Source organism: Granulosicoccus antarcticus IMCC3135, assembly GCF_002215215.1.
In the GTDB taxonomy this organism is placed as follows: Bacteria; Pseudomonadota; Gammaproteobacteria; order Granulosicoccales; family Granulosicoccaceae; genus Granulosicoccus; species Granulosicoccus antarcticus.
In genome coordinates, this window is the sequence record NZ_CP018632.1 from 146921 (window position 1) to 162209 (window position 15289).

At 53.1% G+C, this 15289-nt stretch carries 15 protein-coding genes; 13 read left to right on the forward strand and 2 right to left on the reverse strand.

Features of this window, described 5'->3' with window-relative positions:
* The first annotated feature begins 36 nt into the window (after positions 1 to 36).
* From IMCC3135_RS00670 to IMCC3135_RS00700, 7 genes are all read left to right on the forward strand, one after another.
* Positions 37 to 1392, forward strand: coding sequence for a glutamine synthetase family protein (locus IMCC3135_RS00670; protein WP_088915817.1), 1356 nt, complete (start codon positions 37 to 39; stop codon positions 1390 to 1392).
* Positions 1392 to 2702, forward strand: coding sequence for an NAD(P)/FAD-dependent oxidoreductase (locus IMCC3135_RS00675; RefSeq protein ID WP_088915818.1), 1311 nt, complete (start codon positions 1392 to 1394; stop codon positions 2700 to 2702). Before IMCC3135_RS00670 ends, IMCC3135_RS00675 begins: the two co-directional genes overlap by 1 nt.
* Before the next feature lie 100 nt (positions 2703 to 2802).
* A complete protein-coding gene (locus tag IMCC3135_RS00680; protein WP_169727388.1) occupies positions 2803 to 3579 on the forward strand; it encodes an IclR family transcriptional regulator in 777 nt (258 codons plus the stop codon).
* A 46-nt stretch (positions 3580 to 3625) separates the two neighbouring features.
* Positions 3626 to 4675, forward strand: a complete 1050-nt coding sequence (gene hisC, locus IMCC3135_RS00685) for a histidinol-phosphate transaminase (RefSeq protein WP_088915820.1) — start codon at positions 3626 to 3628, stop codon at positions 4673 to 4675.
* A complete protein-coding gene (locus IMCC3135_RS00690; RefSeq protein WP_088915821.1) occupies positions 4668 to 5675 on the forward strand; it encodes a hypothetical protein in 1008 nt (335 codons plus the stop codon). Before hisC ends, IMCC3135_RS00690 begins: the two co-directional genes overlap by 8 nt.
* 12 nt (positions 5676 to 5687) lie before the next feature.
* Entirely contained in the window at positions 5688 to 6353 is a 666-nt protein-coding gene (locus tag IMCC3135_RS00695) for a metallophosphatase domain-containing protein (RefSeq protein ID WP_088915822.1), read from the forward strand.
* Complete coding sequence (locus IMCC3135_RS00700; RefSeq protein WP_088915823.1) at positions 6350 to 6931, forward strand: hypothetical protein; 582 nt, start codon at positions 6350 to 6352, stop codon at positions 6929 to 6931. Before IMCC3135_RS00695 ends, IMCC3135_RS00700 begins: the two co-directional genes overlap by 4 nt.
* A gap of 122 nt (positions 6932 to 7053) precedes the next feature.
* On the opposite strand, the gene IMCC3135_RS00705 is transcribed toward IMCC3135_RS00700, so the two are convergent.
* Complete coding sequence (locus tag IMCC3135_RS00705) at positions 7054 to 7716, reverse strand: thiol:disulfide interchange protein DsbA/DsbL (protein WP_088915824.1); 663 nt, start codon at positions 7714 to 7716, stop codon at positions 7054 to 7056.
* A gap of 229 nt (positions 7717 to 7945) precedes the next feature.
* A complete protein-coding gene (locus tag IMCC3135_RS00710) occupies positions 7946 to 8563 on the reverse strand; it encodes a c-type cytochrome (protein ID WP_088915825.1) in 618 nt (205 codons plus the stop codon).
* Between the two features lie 143 nt (positions 8564 to 8706).
* Here IMCC3135_RS00710 and yihA point away from each other — a divergent pair, with 143 nt between their 5' ends.
* From yihA to IMCC3135_RS00740, 6 genes are all read left to right on the forward strand, one after another.
* Positions 8707 to 9318 carry a ribosome biogenesis GTP-binding protein YihA/YsxC gene (gene yihA / locus IMCC3135_RS00715; RefSeq protein WP_088915826.1) on the forward strand — a complete coding sequence of 204 codons (612 nt, stop codon included), beginning with the start codon at positions 8707 to 8709 and terminating at the stop codon, positions 9316 to 9318.
* 439 nt (positions 9319 to 9757) lie between these two features.
* Complete coding sequence (locus IMCC3135_RS00720; protein WP_088915827.1) at positions 9758 to 11122, forward strand: substrate-binding protein; 1365 nt, start codon at positions 9758 to 9760, stop codon at positions 11120 to 11122.
* Positions 11123 to 11408: 286 nt separating this feature from the next.
* A complete protein-coding gene (locus tag IMCC3135_RS00725) occupies positions 11409 to 12425 on the forward strand; it encodes a branched-chain amino acid ABC transporter permease (protein ID WP_088915828.1) in 1017 nt (338 codons plus the stop codon).
* 21 nt (positions 12426 to 12446) lie between these two features.
* On the forward strand, positions 12447 to 13595 hold the full coding sequence (locus tag IMCC3135_RS00730; RefSeq protein WP_205737849.1) for a branched-chain amino acid ABC transporter permease: 1149 nt from the start codon (positions 12447 to 12449) through the stop codon (positions 13593 to 13595).
* A gap of 11 nt (positions 13596 to 13606) precedes the next feature.
* Positions 13607 to 14368, forward strand: coding sequence for an ABC transporter ATP-binding protein (locus IMCC3135_RS00735; protein ID WP_088915830.1), 762 nt, complete (start codon positions 13607 to 13609; stop codon positions 14366 to 14368).
* Positions 14368 to 15108, forward strand: coding sequence for an ABC transporter ATP-binding protein (locus tag IMCC3135_RS00740; RefSeq protein WP_088915831.1), 741 nt, complete (start codon positions 14368 to 14370; stop codon positions 15106 to 15108). Before IMCC3135_RS00735 ends, IMCC3135_RS00740 begins: the two co-directional genes overlap by 1 nt.
* The last annotated feature ends 181 nt before the right edge of the window (positions 15109 to 15289 follow it).

The following is a 15289-nucleotide window of genomic DNA, read 5'->3' on the forward strand; positions in this document are numbered from 1 at the left end:
TTCCGACTCTGTCTCATTTGACCCCCAGTACCCGCCATGCGAAAGCAACAGCAACTGAATTGGTTGCAAGAACAAAACGACATCGAAAATGTCTTCGCCTGTATCTGTGATCTCAACGGCACCTTGCGTGGCAAGCGTGTTGATGTCGATCAGGCAGGCAAGATTCTCGATGGCAACATGCGTATGCCCTTGTCTCTGGCCGGCGTCGACATTTGGGGTGAGGACATCGAAAACAGCGAGCTGGTTTTCGAAACCGGTGATGCCGATGGCATCTGCCAGCCAACCGGGCGGGATATCGTACCGATCAACTGGACATCCAAGCCCACGGCTCTGATTCCCCTGTGGCTCTATGAAGAGAGCGGTGCGCCTTTTCCGGGTGATCCGAGGCATGCATTGAACGATATCGTGCAGCGTTTCAAGGCACGTGGCCTGACACCGGTGGTTGCAACCGAACTTGAATTTTATCTGGTGGACCCATCGGAACAAGAACCACAACCACCCTTGTCACCCGTCACCGGCAAGCGTCTGGATTCCGACGGCGCCTTGTCGCTTGATGAGCTGGAGCATTTCGATGCCTTCCTCAATGATGTTTATGCGGCTTGCCATGCCCAGGGTATTCCTGCTGATACGGCTATCTCTGAGAACGGCGCCGGGCAATTTGAAATCAATATGCGCCATGTTGCTGACGCGGTACGTGCGGCTGATGATGCGGTACTGTTCAAGCGCCTGGTGCGTGGCATTGCCAGGCAACATGGGTTTGCCGCAACCTTCATGGCCAAGCCTTATGGGCTGCGTGCCGGCAATGGCTTCCATGTGCATTTCTCGATGGAAGACGAGGAGGGCAAGAACGTCTTTGACAATGGTGGTGAGCAGGGCACCGACATCATGCTGAATGCGGTTGCCGGTCTGTTGCGCACCATGCAGGAAAACGCTCTGGCCTTTGCCCCGCACGAAAATTCCTTCCGACGCTTGCTGCCGGGCACTCATGCTCCATCCAGTGTGGGATGGGGTTATGAGAATCGTACCGTTGCGGTGCGTGTTCCCGGAGGTAACTTCAAGGCGCGTCGGATCGAACATCGGGTCGCCGGTGCGGATGCCAACCCCTACCTGGTGTTGACCAGCATATTGGGTGGTGCACTGTTGGGCATCGAAAATGGCTGGATGCCGACTGCCCCGATTACGGGCGATGCTTATTCGATTGCCAAAGACTTACCGCACCTGCCGCTGGATTGGGCCTCTGCTATCGAAGCGTTTGCAACCGGATCGCATATTCGTTCGATCTACCCACGACGTCTGCAGTCCATGCTGGTGGGCTGCAAGCGACAGGAGCAATTTCGCTTCAACCGTCATGTAACCGATTTTGAATATCACAGCTACCTGGAAACAGTCTGATGAGTGCTGCTATTCATTCCTATGCCGGTAATGGCGAACACACTGGAAGCTACTACGCGGCATCCGCCAATCCTGCGCCGCACAGGCCTGAGTTGGAAGGTGATGTAGAAGTTGATATCTGCGTGGTGGGTGCCGGTTACAGCGGCCTGTCGACTGCCTTGCACCTGGTAGAGAAAGGCTATCAGGTAGCGATTGTGGAAGGAGCTCGGGTTGGCTGGGGAGCATCGGGACGCAATGGTGGTCAGATCGTCAACGGTCTGAATGCCAGTCTGCAAACCATCCGCAAGCGCTACGGTCAGGATACCGCTACCTTTGTTGCCGGCATGATGCAAGAGGGCGGCAGCATCATTCGCGAGCGTATCGCCACCTACGACATCCAGTGCGACCTGAAGGAGACCAATATCTTTGTAGGCCTGACCAGTGCACATATGCGTGAGCTGGATGAGCGGCGCTTGCTGTGGAAAAGCTACGGTATTGATAATCAGCGCCTGCTGGACGCCAACGAATTACGCGAGCATGTCGATTCAGACCTCTACAAGGGCGGATTGATTGATTACAGTGGCGGTCATATGCATCCCTTGAACCTGGCTTTGGGTGAGGCGCAGGCGTTTGAATCGCTAGGCGGCACTCTCTACGAAATGTCCCCAGTGACAGAGGTGGATACAAACGCGGCTAAACCGCTGGTTAAAACAGCTAAAGGTCAGGTGCGTTGTAAGACTCTGGTCCTGTGTGGCAACGCCTATCTGGGCGGTGTTGTGCCTGCTTTGACATCGCGGGTCATGCCGGTTTCCACGCAGGTCATGGCAACCGAGCCATTGAGTGAAGAGCTGGCGCGCTCATTGATACCCGGTGATGGCTGTGTCGAGGATATCCGGTACATTCTTGATTATTACCGAATGTCAGCGGATCGCCGATTGCTGTTCGGTGGCGGTACTGTCTATGGTGGTGCAGACCCTGTTGATATCGAAGCCAAGCTGCGCGGTAACATGCTCAAGGTTTTCCCTCAGCTCAACAGTGTCAAGGTGGACTATGCTTGGAGTGGTAACTTTGCGCTCTCGTTCAGTCGCGTGCCGCAGATGGGGCGCCTGGGTGACAACACATACTATGCTCATGGCTACAGTGGTCATGGTGTAACCGGCTCACATACTTTCGGGCGTATTCTGTCAGAAGCCATTGATGGTGATCTTTCACGATTTGATGTGTTTGCAGGCCTGCCCTGGTACCCCTTTCCAGGAGGGCGGGCGCTGAGGGTACCGTATTCGGTCATGGGGTCCTGGTGGTACGGTGTGCGTGATCGACTGGGCGTCTGAGGCTCAATGAGGTAATAGCTGTAGTACCATCGGTGTTTGATTGACTGGCGATGCCTTGCCGGCATTGTCGGCTTTCATGACCACGACCATGATGATTGCCATGAGTGACGAGACACAAACTCGCAGTCCGAAGGGCTCAACTGTTACGCGTGTTCTGGATATCCTGGATGCGGTAGCGGATTCAGAGCATCCATTGAGCCCGACTGATATTGCCGCGCAGCTGTCCATACCCAAAGCCAGTGTGCATCGTCTGTGCGCGGCACTGGAGGAGCATGGTTACGTGACAACTCGTCTCAATGGGCGTGGTTTGCAGGCGGGGCATCGACTCAACCGACTGGCACTGAATGTATTGTCAGGTGCACCCTTGCAGGCGCAGCGCCAGGCGATTCTTTCGGCGTTGTCACGTGAGATTGGAGAGACTTGCAATATTGCGGTGCCCGACGGTGCTGAAATGATCTATTTTGATCGAGCCCAGACGCACTGGCCGGTGCAAGTCAATCTGAAGATTGGTACTCGGGTTCCCATGTATGCCACGGCGGGAGGCAAGATGTACCTCAGCACTCTTTCGGATGCACGGCGTGACAGAATAATCCTGAATACCCATATGGAACGTCTGACGCCTAATACTCTGTTGAGTCATGATGATCTGAAAGAGGATTTGATTGCCACTCGGGAGCGAGGTTATTCGCTGGATAACGAGGAATACATAGAAGGGGTGGTTGCCATGGCCATGCCGATTAAAAACCACCAGGGCAGACTCTATGCAACCTTGTCATTTCATGCGCCTTGTATGCGACTGCCTATTTCCGCAGTGTCTGATTTTTTGCCCCAGCTGCGTGCTGCTAGCGAGCAGCTGAGTGCCTTGCTCGACGAATGAGCGAAAGCGTTTCTCCTCGTATCCTATAACCCTACCCTTCATAAGCATGACCAATTTCTGGACCGAGACGGTAAAGCGTCTGACCCCATACGTGCCAGGTGAGCAGCGCAGTGGCGCCCATATCACCAAGCTCAATACCAACGAAAATCCTTATCCGCCAGCACCCGAGGTGCTGCAGGCAATCCGTGGCGTCGAGGGCGATCAGCTACGCCGCTATCCGGACCCTGAAAGTGTGGAGCTACGCACGACACTGGCTGAATACCATGGCCTGAGTATCGATGAAGTCTTTGTCGGCAACGGTTCGGATGAAATCCTGGCACTGGCATTTCTGGCCTACTTCACTAATGGCAAGCCTTTGCAGTTTCCGGATATCAGTTACAGCTTTTACCCGGTGTACTGTGATCTTTACGGTATTGAGCAAAAGCTGGTCGAGCTTGAGCCAGATTACAGTCTGTCGCTGGAACGATTTGAGGCCAATCTGGGCGGTATCATTTTCCCGAACCCGAATGCGCCCACAGCCAGTGCTGTGCCTGCGGATGCGGTCTCTCGACTGTTAGAGAAGCATACCGAGCAGGTGTTACTGGTAGATGAGGCTTATGCTGATTTTGGTGGCGAAAGCGTGGTTGGACTGATTCGGCAGTATCCGAATCTACTGGTCAGTCATACTTTCTCGAAAGGGCGTTCACTGGCGGGTATGCGTCTGGGGGTGGCCTTTGGTCATCCGTCCCTGATCGAGGGGCTGCAGCGGGTCAAGAACTCCTTCAACTCCTACCCGGTGGATGCGTTGGCGCAGGCCGCAGGTGTTGCATCAATCAAGGCTGAAGACTACTACCGCCAGACTCTGACAAGCATCATGCAGACGCGACAGCAGGCTGTGTCAGACTTGCAGAATCGTGGCTTTGAGGTATTGCCAAGTGCTGCCAACTTCGTGTTTGCCAAGGCCCCCGACGGTAATGCTGAGCAGGTATTCAGAAAGCTGAATGATGCCGGTGTGCTGGTTAGGTACTGGAACAAGCCGCGACTGGATCAGTGGTTGCGTATTTCCATCGGAACGGCAGCCGAGATGCAGGCACTTCTGAGCGCTCTTGATGCGTAAGCGCCTGACGCTACTGTTGTTATCAAGCTTGTTTGTAGTATTTGCAGGCCCTGGCCAGGCCGAGGATGCGAAAGAGGATGAGGTCGAGAAAGAGCCGGGCATGGTGATCAAGGCCGGTAATTATATCGATGGTGCACAGGGTCGGGCGACTGAGAGTTTTGAGGCTTTCATGACGCGGGTTGATGGCTTTTTCACCGATGCTTCCACCAACAGCGATGTATTGACGAATGACAGTTGGGCGCGTATCAAGCTTGATACGCAGGCCGCCGAGGGCGGCACGTTTGAAATGGATCCATCGGTCAAGATCCGTGTCTCATTGCCCAATACCGAACGTCGCTTCAAACTGCTGTTCAGTACGGAAGGTGATGATACCGACTCGGTCGGCGATAACATTGGTGGTGCACAGAGCACTGTGGTCAGAAACAACCAGAATGCTTCGGCTGCGATCCGCTTTATCCGTTCCGCACGCAAGAACGGCAATACCGATGTGGACTTGGGCGTGCGGCAGCGCGAGGGCGATATTCAATATTTTGGCCGTGTCAGTCTCGGCTACCGGACCAAGCTGAAAAGACGTTGGGATTTCAGTGCATCCAATAGTTATTGGCATTACAACAAATCGGGGTTTGAGAACCGCTTGACCTTCGATTTTCGGCGAGTTCTGTTCTATAACGAGGATTTTTTCTTTCGCTCATTTAGCGAATTGAGCTGGCGCAAGGGCAATAAAGGTGCAATTACAGGACAGACTCTGGGGCTCTATACCCAGTTTGGGGAAAGAAAGGCGCTGGCGCTCGAGGCGCTTGCCAGCTATCACACGGCCCTGAACGAGGATGTTCTGGAGCGTTATCGAGGCCATGAATTTCGTATTCGCTGGAGACACAGCATCTGGCGACCCTGGTTTTCCTATGAGGTCTGGCCTTCTGTATCATGGCTTGCAGAAAACGATTATGAGAGACTCTATTCTCTCTTGTTCAGATTGGAAATGACCATTGGCAAACAATGAGGTCGTGTACGCGTGAAGCTAGTTTGCATCAGTGATACTCATGGTGATCATGAAAAGCTGGATCTGCCGTCTGGAGATGTGTTGATTCATGCTGGAGACCTGACCGGCCATGGCTCTCAGGAAGAGACTCGTGCTTTCATGCACTGGTTCGGAAAACAGGCCTTTGCCCACAAATTGTGTATCGCGGGCAATCATGACGCCTTCATGGAAGCTGCACCGGCAATAGTTGCGGGGTTTGCAAAAGAGTGCGGGGTGCAGTTGCTGAATGATTCGGGTTGCCGGATTGAGGGTGTGAATTTCTGGGGTTCGCCCATCACGCCACGATTCATGCACTGGTCGTTCATGCGTGATCCGGGAGCCGCCATCGAGTCGCACTGGAATCTGATACCAAAGGATACGGATGTGCTGATAACGCACGGCCCACCCTTGGGTATCATGGATGAGGTGCAGCGAAGTGACGATGAGTTCGAAAGTACGGGTTGTCCCTCGCTGTTGAGGCGAGTTGACGAGCTAGAGCCATTGCTGCATATTTTTGGTCATATTCATGAGGGCCATGGGCGTGTGGACCATTCGAGCACGTCTTTTCTCAATGTCAGCACCATGAACAAGGGATACAGCATCGAGCACGCCCCGGTTTGTGTCGAGCTGAAACTCAACAAATCTGGAGAGAATGTATGAACAAACCGACAGTCCTTCTTACATGTAGTCTGTTTCTGGTCAGTGCGCAGGCTATGGCGCAGTCGTCTGAAGAGGCCGCAACGGCGTGTACCGAAGCTGCGCGTTTGATCGGGGAAGATGATCTGGTTGGTGCTCTGGATGAAGCCAAATGGTGCGTGGAAAGTCTGCAGCAGCTACGTCAGCAGGCAACCCTGACCATTTTTCCTGACGAGGTCGACGGATTCACCGGAGGTGAGGTCGATAATCAGAGCGCCATGGGCATGACCATCATGGAACGCAGTTACTCGAAGGATGGTAGCGATGTATCGGTTTCTCTGACGACGGGTGTGGCCGGTGGTGGTCTGGCGGCACTGGCTCAGCTGGGTATGGGGATGAGTAGCGGGGGTGGCAAGAAAATTCGGATTCAGAAGCGCACAGTGCTGGATATGAGTGATGGCGGGGGCGATAGCCAGTACATGGTGCAGCTCAAAAGCGGCGGTATGCTGACCATTTCCTCGTCTGGTCTGGCGGCCGAGCAACTGCTGCCGTTCGTCAAAGCATTCCCGATTGCCGAACTGGATGATGCGCTCGAAGAGTAATCTTTCCTGACGAATCGACTGTAGAAATAAAAAAGGCCGCATCAGATGCGGCCTTTTTGGTTACTACAAGCTGCTTGATCGAGCCCCCGCCTTGAAGGGGGGCTAATCAGCAGGGTTTGAAGCTATTCCAGACCCATCGTTTGTTTTTCGATGGCAATGGTTTCATTGATGACGTTGATGATGCCGTCATTGCCACCCGCCAGGCTTGCACCTGTCAGATATTTGCCGTTGATGACAACAGAAGGTACGCCACTCAGGCCTGCCGCTTTTGCCAGTTGCATGGAGCGATTCAGCTTGGTTTGTACACCAAAGGAATCCATGGTCTTCCGGAATTTATCTTTATCCATGCCTAGTGTCGCTGCCAGTTCGGCAATGACTTCAGGGTTTCTCATGTTCTTTCGTTCTTCGTGAATGGCATTGAACATGGCTTTGACGAATACTTCTTCATGCCCCATCAGCTGCGCTGCATAGAAAGCACGAGAATGTTGTTCCCATGAAGGGTTCAGAGGCGGTGCCTCTCGGATAAAGGCTACATTGTCCGGCTTGCTCTCTTCCCAGGCAGAAATGCTGGGTTCGAATGAATAGCAGTGAGGGCAGCCAAGCCAGAAGAATTCGATGACCTCAACCTGGTCAGGCGTAGAGGTGTTCTGTGGTGGGTTGATCAGGTCATAACCACCAGCAGCAGCAGCGGTACCGACAAGGCCGATAGCACCTGCACTACCGACTGAGGCAGCAAGAGTTGTTTTGATCGTAGCTGATAGAAAGCCGCGTCGAGAGAAAAGCATGTCCAGATCCTCGTGGAAAACAGATTCTTAGGGTAGGCAAATAGACCCGTACGGTAGCTGAACGTTCAGTTCGACTAACATAAATAGCTGACGATCTTGCAATGTCAGGAATGTGAGTCGTGTTCGACGGTCAGGACTCTGTCATGAAATCGTGACTTTGTCGAAATGCTGTCGAGCAGAATCGGCCCGTAAAGAGGGGCCGATTAACTAGCGGGACACAACGAATCGATCAGGGTGCTGCGTGCAGACCGGTGATATAGTTCGTGACGGCTGTGATTTCTGCATCGGTCATTCGCTTGGCAATGCCACGCATCATCGAATTAGGATCGTTAGCACGTTCGCCGGAGCGGAAATATTTCAGCTGATCGGCTGCATATTCGGCATTTTGGCCTGAAACGACTGGCCAGCTGGCGCCTGGGTTGCCTTCTCCTGCAGGACCATGACATGCGCTACAGGCTGCAACACCTGCTGCTGTGATGCCTCCACGATAGATATCGCGGCCCAGAGCAAGATCATCTTCTTCAGATGCAACGCCTTCATGCTTGGTCATGCTGGCATAGTAGGCAGCAAGATCTTCGATATCTTCATCAGTAAGATTGGTTGCCTGACCTGACATTAGTGCATTGACTCGATCTCCATCACGATACGCAGTTAATTGTTTGGAGATATATGAGGCATGCTGGCCTGCCAGGTTCGGATAGGCAGGCATAATCGCCTTACCGTCAGCACCGTGACAAGCTGAACAAACAGCTGATTTTTCTTTACCAGTCGCTGGATCGCCAGCGGCGGAAGCAGGACTTGCTAACCAGGCAAAGGCAAGTGCGGCTGCGAGGGCCCAAATTTTCATGAAAACTCCGACGATTACTTGAATTTGTTCGAGTGGTTAGACTGTACGTGGTCGAAACCCGCACGGGATCGACGAATTTTAGCAGACTGGCGGGGTACGCAAGTGACTAAGCCCGTCAATATCAATTGGATAGAACCCTTAAAATGAACTCGGTGTACTTTTCGGCACAATTTCACTCCAGTGCGAGCGACCCCTACTACTGTCCCGAGTCGACGGCCGAAGTGGCCTTTGCCGGTCGTTCGAATGCGGGCAAGAGCAGTGCCATTAACACAATCACACGTAACGGTAAGCTGGCCCGGACCAGTAAAACTCCGGGTCGAACGCAGCTGATCAACCATTTTTCGCTGGATGAAGGAAAATTTCTGGTTGATCTGCCGGGCTATGGCTACGCCAAGGTATCCAAAGACCGTCAGAAAGAATGGCAGTCGGCCATGACGCGATACCTGATATCGCGCTCGAGTCTACGCGGCCTGGTACTCGTCATGGACATTCGTCATCCTCTGACAGATAGCGACTGGACTCTGATAGAACTGCAGCAGCAAGGTCAGGCAAGTCTGCACATTATTCTCACTAAAGCGGACAAGATCTCCAAAAATCAGGCCAGCAGCTCCCTGATGGGCGTGCAGCAGGCACTTTCCGATGCAGGCGTCGATGCCACATTGCAGGATTTCTCGGCATTGAAGAAGCAAGGCGTTGGCGATGCTCACAAGGTGCTGGATAGCTGGTTGTACGAGAGTTCTTTAAGCGTCGAATGATTGAAATCGGCCAGATTGACACTTCTTTATTGTGTCTATCAGGCCGCATTTCAGGAAATTAGGTGCAGTCAGCTCAAGACGGTGTACGGCTGGCCGATGCATTGACACTGGAAAAGCGTTACTTTTCGTAACACTAGGCACCAAAATGGTTGCGATTCAAATGCTGCCAAAGCTTGTAGGTATATAAACTATTGTTTTTGTTAATGATAGAAAAAATCCTTACCAAACTGTCAGATTCCCTATACTGATTTCAGGCTCTTGTGTCGGCACATCATATGTGGCGATTCGGCACTAAAGATTTTGGACTGACAACGTTGTGTCAGGCAGATCTGGCTTTGCATCAGCTCACCACGGCTGATTACGGTTAGTTAGAGACAGATCCGCAAAGGACCGCTCTGATAACCATCGAAAAAGTACCACCTTGGAGAGAGACTTTTTTATGAGCAAGAAAAATACGACAGGAAGCTGGTCCCGCCGGTCAGTGCTGAAAGCCAGCGCAGCCTCGGCTGCCATAACCGGAGCGCCGTTGTTCTTCTCACGGCATGCTTACGGTGCAGAGTTTCTGAATAACCCCGGTGACAAGGGCAGTGTGACACTCGGTTTCAATGTCCCACAGTCCGGTGCCTATGCTGACGAAGGTGCCGACGAGCTGCGCGCCTACAAACTTGCCGTCAAACACCTCAATGGTGAAGGCGATGGCGGCATGATGAACACCATGCAGCCCAGTGCGTTGAAGGGCAACGGTATTCTGGGCAAGAAAGTCGAATACGTAACGGGTGATACGCAAACCAAATCCGATGCAGCGCGTGCTTCTGCCAAGCGCATGATCGAAAAGGATGGCGTGGTCATGGTAACCGGTGGCTCCTCTTCAGGTGTTGCGGTCGCGGTTCAGGGGCTTTGCCAGGATGCCGGCATTATTTTCATGGCAGGTCTGACTCACTCCAATGACACGACGGGCAAGGACAAGAAAGCCAATGGCTTTCGTCACTTCTTCAACGCCTATATGTCAGGCGCGGCTCTGGGGCCTGTTTTGGAGAAAACCTATGGCAATGACAGAACAACTTATCACCTGACAGCAGATTACACCTGGGGTTGGACGCAGGAAGAATCGATTGTGGCATCAACCGAGGCAATTGGCTGGACTACCGGTGCCAAGGTCATGACGCCTGTGGGCGCGGGTGACTTCAGTCAGTACATCACGCCAATTCTGAATTCTGGCGCTGACACGCTGATTCTCAATCACTACGGCAAGGATATGATCAACTCCCTGACGCAAGCTATTCAGTTCGGCTTGAAAGACCGGCAGGTCAATGGGAAGGACTTCCAGATTGTGGTACCGCTTTACTCACGTCTGATGGCTCAAGGGGCGGGTGAAAACGTCAAAGGTATCTACGGTTCAACCAACTGGCACTGGTCATTGTCGGATGCCGGCAGTCAGGCCTTCGTCAAGTCGTTTGGTCAGGAGTATGGATTCCCGCCTTCGCAGGCGGCCCACACCTGCTACGTTCAGACACTTCTGTATGCAGATGCCTGTGAACGTGCCGGAACCTTCGAGCCGTGCCAGGTAGTCGCTGCACTGGAAGGTCACAAATTCGACGGGCTGGGTAATGGTCCAACCGAATATCGTGCCGGTGATCATCAGTGCTTCAAAGATGTCCTGGTAGTGAAAGGCAAGGAAAACCCATCCTCGCAGTTTGATTTGCTGGAAGTTGTGGAAGTGACTCCACGTGCGCAGGTGGAATATCCAGTCGATCACCCGATGTTTGCGGGTGGTGACCTGGGCGTCTGTAATAACGGGGTCTGACGCACAGCCTTTCAACCACCGTCGTTGACTGTCTGGCGCCTGATCCAAGGCGCCGGCCAGTACGTTGGTGGGCAGCTGCGGAATGCAGCTGTGTATTGATTCTGATTCAGTTTGCTCGGTAAGCAGCCGTCACCGTGCCCGGAATCAAACTTTGTCTTGTCATGCTGGTGGCCTGTTGGCCGGTTAGCTGACTCCCTTTCTGATCAATAACCGGGCGCCTCATTGGATGAGGTACAGCCAGGTTGTGTTCGCTTTTGATCGGTTTTGAACCACACGGGACACGCTTTTGGACGCACTGATTCTTCAACTTCTCAACGGTCTGGACAAAGGCGGGGCCTACGCGCTGATTGCCCTGGGCCTGACCCTGGTGTTCGGTACGCTGGGCGTCGTCAACTTTGCCCATGGGGCCATTTTCATGCTGGGTGCATTCTGCGCGGTTACCGTGCGCAAGGTGCTAACCCTATCAACCAAGGTTCGAGACGAGAGTGTCACCTTGTTTGAAGCCTACAAGGAGGTGCCGATTCTGGAGGCCAAGTTTCCAGTCATTGGTGGCGTCATTGTTGATTATTCGGTGCCCCTGTCCATCATCATCGCCATACCGATCATGTTGTTCCTCGGTTTGGTCATGGAGAGAGGTCTGATACGACATTTCTACAAGCGTCCGCATGCTGATCAGATTCTGGTGACCTTCGGGCTGGCCATCATCTGCCAGGAAGTCGTCCGGCATTACTTCGGTGCCAACCCCATACCGCAGGCGGCACCGGCTATCGTTGCCGGCAGTGCCAATATTGGAGCGTTCTTTGGTCTGGGCGACAACATCGTCTACCCCTGGTGGCGTCTGATCTACCTGCTGTTTTCAGCCCTTGTCATTGGTGCCGTCTTTGCTTTTCTGCAGTTCACAACCTTTGGCATGGTGGTCCGCGCTGGCATGCAGGATCGTGAAATGGTGGGTCTGCTGGGTATCGACATACAGCGACGCTTTACCATCGTGTTCGGTATGGCAACGGTTGTGGCGGGGCTGGCAGGGGTTATGTACACGCCGATACTTCCGCCGGATTACCACATGGGGATGGATTTTCTGGTGCTCTCCTTCGTGGTCGTCGTCGTCGGTGGTATGGGTTCCCTGGGCGGGGCTGTGCTAGCCGGGTTCCTGCTTGGCATATTGCAATCGTTTGCCTCCATGAACGAGATCAAGAGCATCGTTCCGGGTATTGATCAGATCATCATCTATCTTGTTGCCGTTATCGTCCTGCTGGTTCGTCCGCGCGGGTTGATGGGTCGCAAGGGTGTGATGGAAGACTAGGAATCCAACCGGACAATAATCATGACTAAAATATCAGCAACATCCGACTGGGTTCTTTTCATTGTCTTTGCGGCAGTGATACTGAGCATGCCGGTCTGGCTCGCACCCTTCGGTGCAAACTATCCTGATCTGATGCAGAAGTTTGCCATCTTTGGCGTGTTCGCCATCGGCTTCAACATACTGTTCGGTCTGACAGGATATCTATCCTTTGGTCACGCCGCCTTCCTGGGAGTTGGTTCCTATACCGCCGTGTGGTCATTCAAGCTGTTGACGATGAATGTACTGCCGGCTGTGATATTGAGTGTTGTGGTAGCGGGCATATTTGCATTTCTGATTGGTTTCATCAGTCTGCGCCGCTCCGGCATCTACTTCTCGATACTGACGCTGGCCTTTGCCCAGATGTCCTATAACCTGGCTTATTCGGTGTTGACACCCATAACCAATGGGGAGACAGGCTTGCAATTAAGCCTGAGTGATGCACGTGTTCTCGATGCCATGGCAGGTGTCAGCACGGGCAGGTCATTACCTTCTACCAGTCTGTTTGGTTTGAAGATGAGCGGTTTGCCTGGATTCTATTTCTGCGCGGTTGCATTGATTATCGGCTTCTTCATTGCCATGCGTATTACACGCTCGCCTTTTGGTGCGATGCTGCGAGGCATCAAGTCCAATCAGACTCGGATGTCCTATACCGGGATCAATACCAGGCCCTATCTGATCTGGGCGTTCATCATCTCGGGAATGTATGCCGGACTTGCCGGAGCATTGCTTGCGGTCACCGACCCGCTGGCAGGAGCCGAACGCATGCAGTGGACTGCTTCTGGCGAGGTGGTTCTGATGACGATTCTCGGTGGTGCGGGTACTCTGCTTGGCCCGGTGCTGGGAGCTGCCCTGATCAAGTATTTCGAGAATATATTCTCAGCCTTCAACGAAGGAACCCTGAATCAGATATTCGATGGATTGCCTGATGCATTGCAGGGCATTGTGGTGGATGTTGTCAGCCTGTTTGTTGGTGATGGCTGGCATCTGACGCTGGGCTTGTTGTTCATGATCGTCGTCATCTTCCTGCCAGGCGGCATCATGGAGGGCATGCGTCGAATCGGAGGCCTGTTCAAACGCAAGTCCGTCAAACCCGACGCTGGCACTCCGGCGCCGGTTGCAGATAAATCCTAGGGGCAAATCTCATGGAAAATACAGTTTTGCACGTCGCTGACGTGCACAAGAGCTTTGCTGGTCTGCATGCCCTGAGCGATATTGACTTGAGTGTCAAAGAAGGCGAAACGCACGCCATCATCGGGCCCAATGGTGCAGGCAAATCCACTTTGTTGAATGTGTGTATCGGTCGGCTTCGGCCAGATTCGGGCCAGGTCATCTTTGATGGTGCCAACCTGACGGGCAAGCATCCGCATGAGATCAACCAGCTGGGTGTGGTACGGGTTTTTCAGACACCGGAGATATTCCCAGAGTTGAGTTTGCTTGAAAATGTCATGATTCCCATTCTGGCGAAGCGCGATGGTGCCTTTAAGCTAAGTTGGTTCAGGCGGTTTTCTGGTGAGAAAACGGTGCGCAGTAAAGCCGAAGATATGCTTGAAGATCTGGGCTTGGGGGCTTTGACCAAGGTTGATGCCAGCAGCCTGTCAAGGGGTGACAAACGCAGGCTCGAGCTTGCCATGGGGCTCGCACAGGAACCTCGGCTGTTATTGCTGGATGAGCCAACGGCGGGTATGGCCCGGCATGACACCAATGCCACGATCGACTTGCTGAAACGCATCAAGGCACAAGGCATGACAAAAGTCATTATCGAGCACGATATGCACGTCGTATTCAGTCTGGCTGATCGAATATCGGTGCTCGCGGGTGGAAAAATAATTTGCCAGGGTACCCCTGAGGAGGTCAAGGCCGACCCACGAGTCAAGGAAGCCTATCTGGGCGAGGAGCAAGTATAATGAGTAATGCAACTGTGAAGCCCGAATCAGATAAGGATGCCTATTTGAGGGTGGAAGGACTCAAGGCTTACTATGGCGACAGCTATATTGTCCAGGACGTATCCTTTTCCATCAATGAGGGTGAGATCGTGGCATTGCTGGGCCGCAATGGTGCTGGCAAAACCTCTACCTTGAGGGCAATCGCCCGCGCCGCCAGTCCTGAATTGCGCAGTGGCAGCATCTGGTTGAACGGCGTCGGACTGCATGAAATGCAAGACTATGAAGCTGCTCTGGCGGGCGTGCAACTGGTACCGGAGGATCGACGCATCATCCCGGGCCTGACGGTCGAAGAGAATCTGGACATTGCTTGTATAGCAGGTTCCAGTGGGTGGAGTTACGAGCGTATTTACGAATTGTTCCCGCGCCTCAAAGAGCGTCGCCGCCAGGAAGGCATTACCTTGTCAGGTGGAGAACAACAAATGCTAGCCATCGGCCGTGCACTGGCTCGCGATATCAAACTGTTATTGCTGGATGAGCCTTACGAAGGGCTTGCTCCAGTGGTTCGTCACGATATCGAGAATGCGCTGATTGAAGTCAAGAATACCGGCATCACAACCATCCTCGTCGAACAGAATGCCGTCGCCGCCCTACGCTTGTCCGACTCCGCCCTGATTCTTGATACCGGTGAAATCGTCTACAGCGGTACCGCTGCCGAAGTCCTCCAGAACGAAGAGCTCCGCCACGAATACCTCGCCATATAGGCCAGAGAGAGGGTCTGACCCTTGTAAGTTGTTGATATTGCTTGTTATGTGGGTATGATTTGGGCAAATATTGCTCCTAAATGGCTATTTTTATAGGTAATAAGAGGCATTTAAGGGCCGTTAACGAAAAAACCCGCGGGGACTGAGTCCGTCGCGGGTTTTTTGTTTTACGGCTATGTAG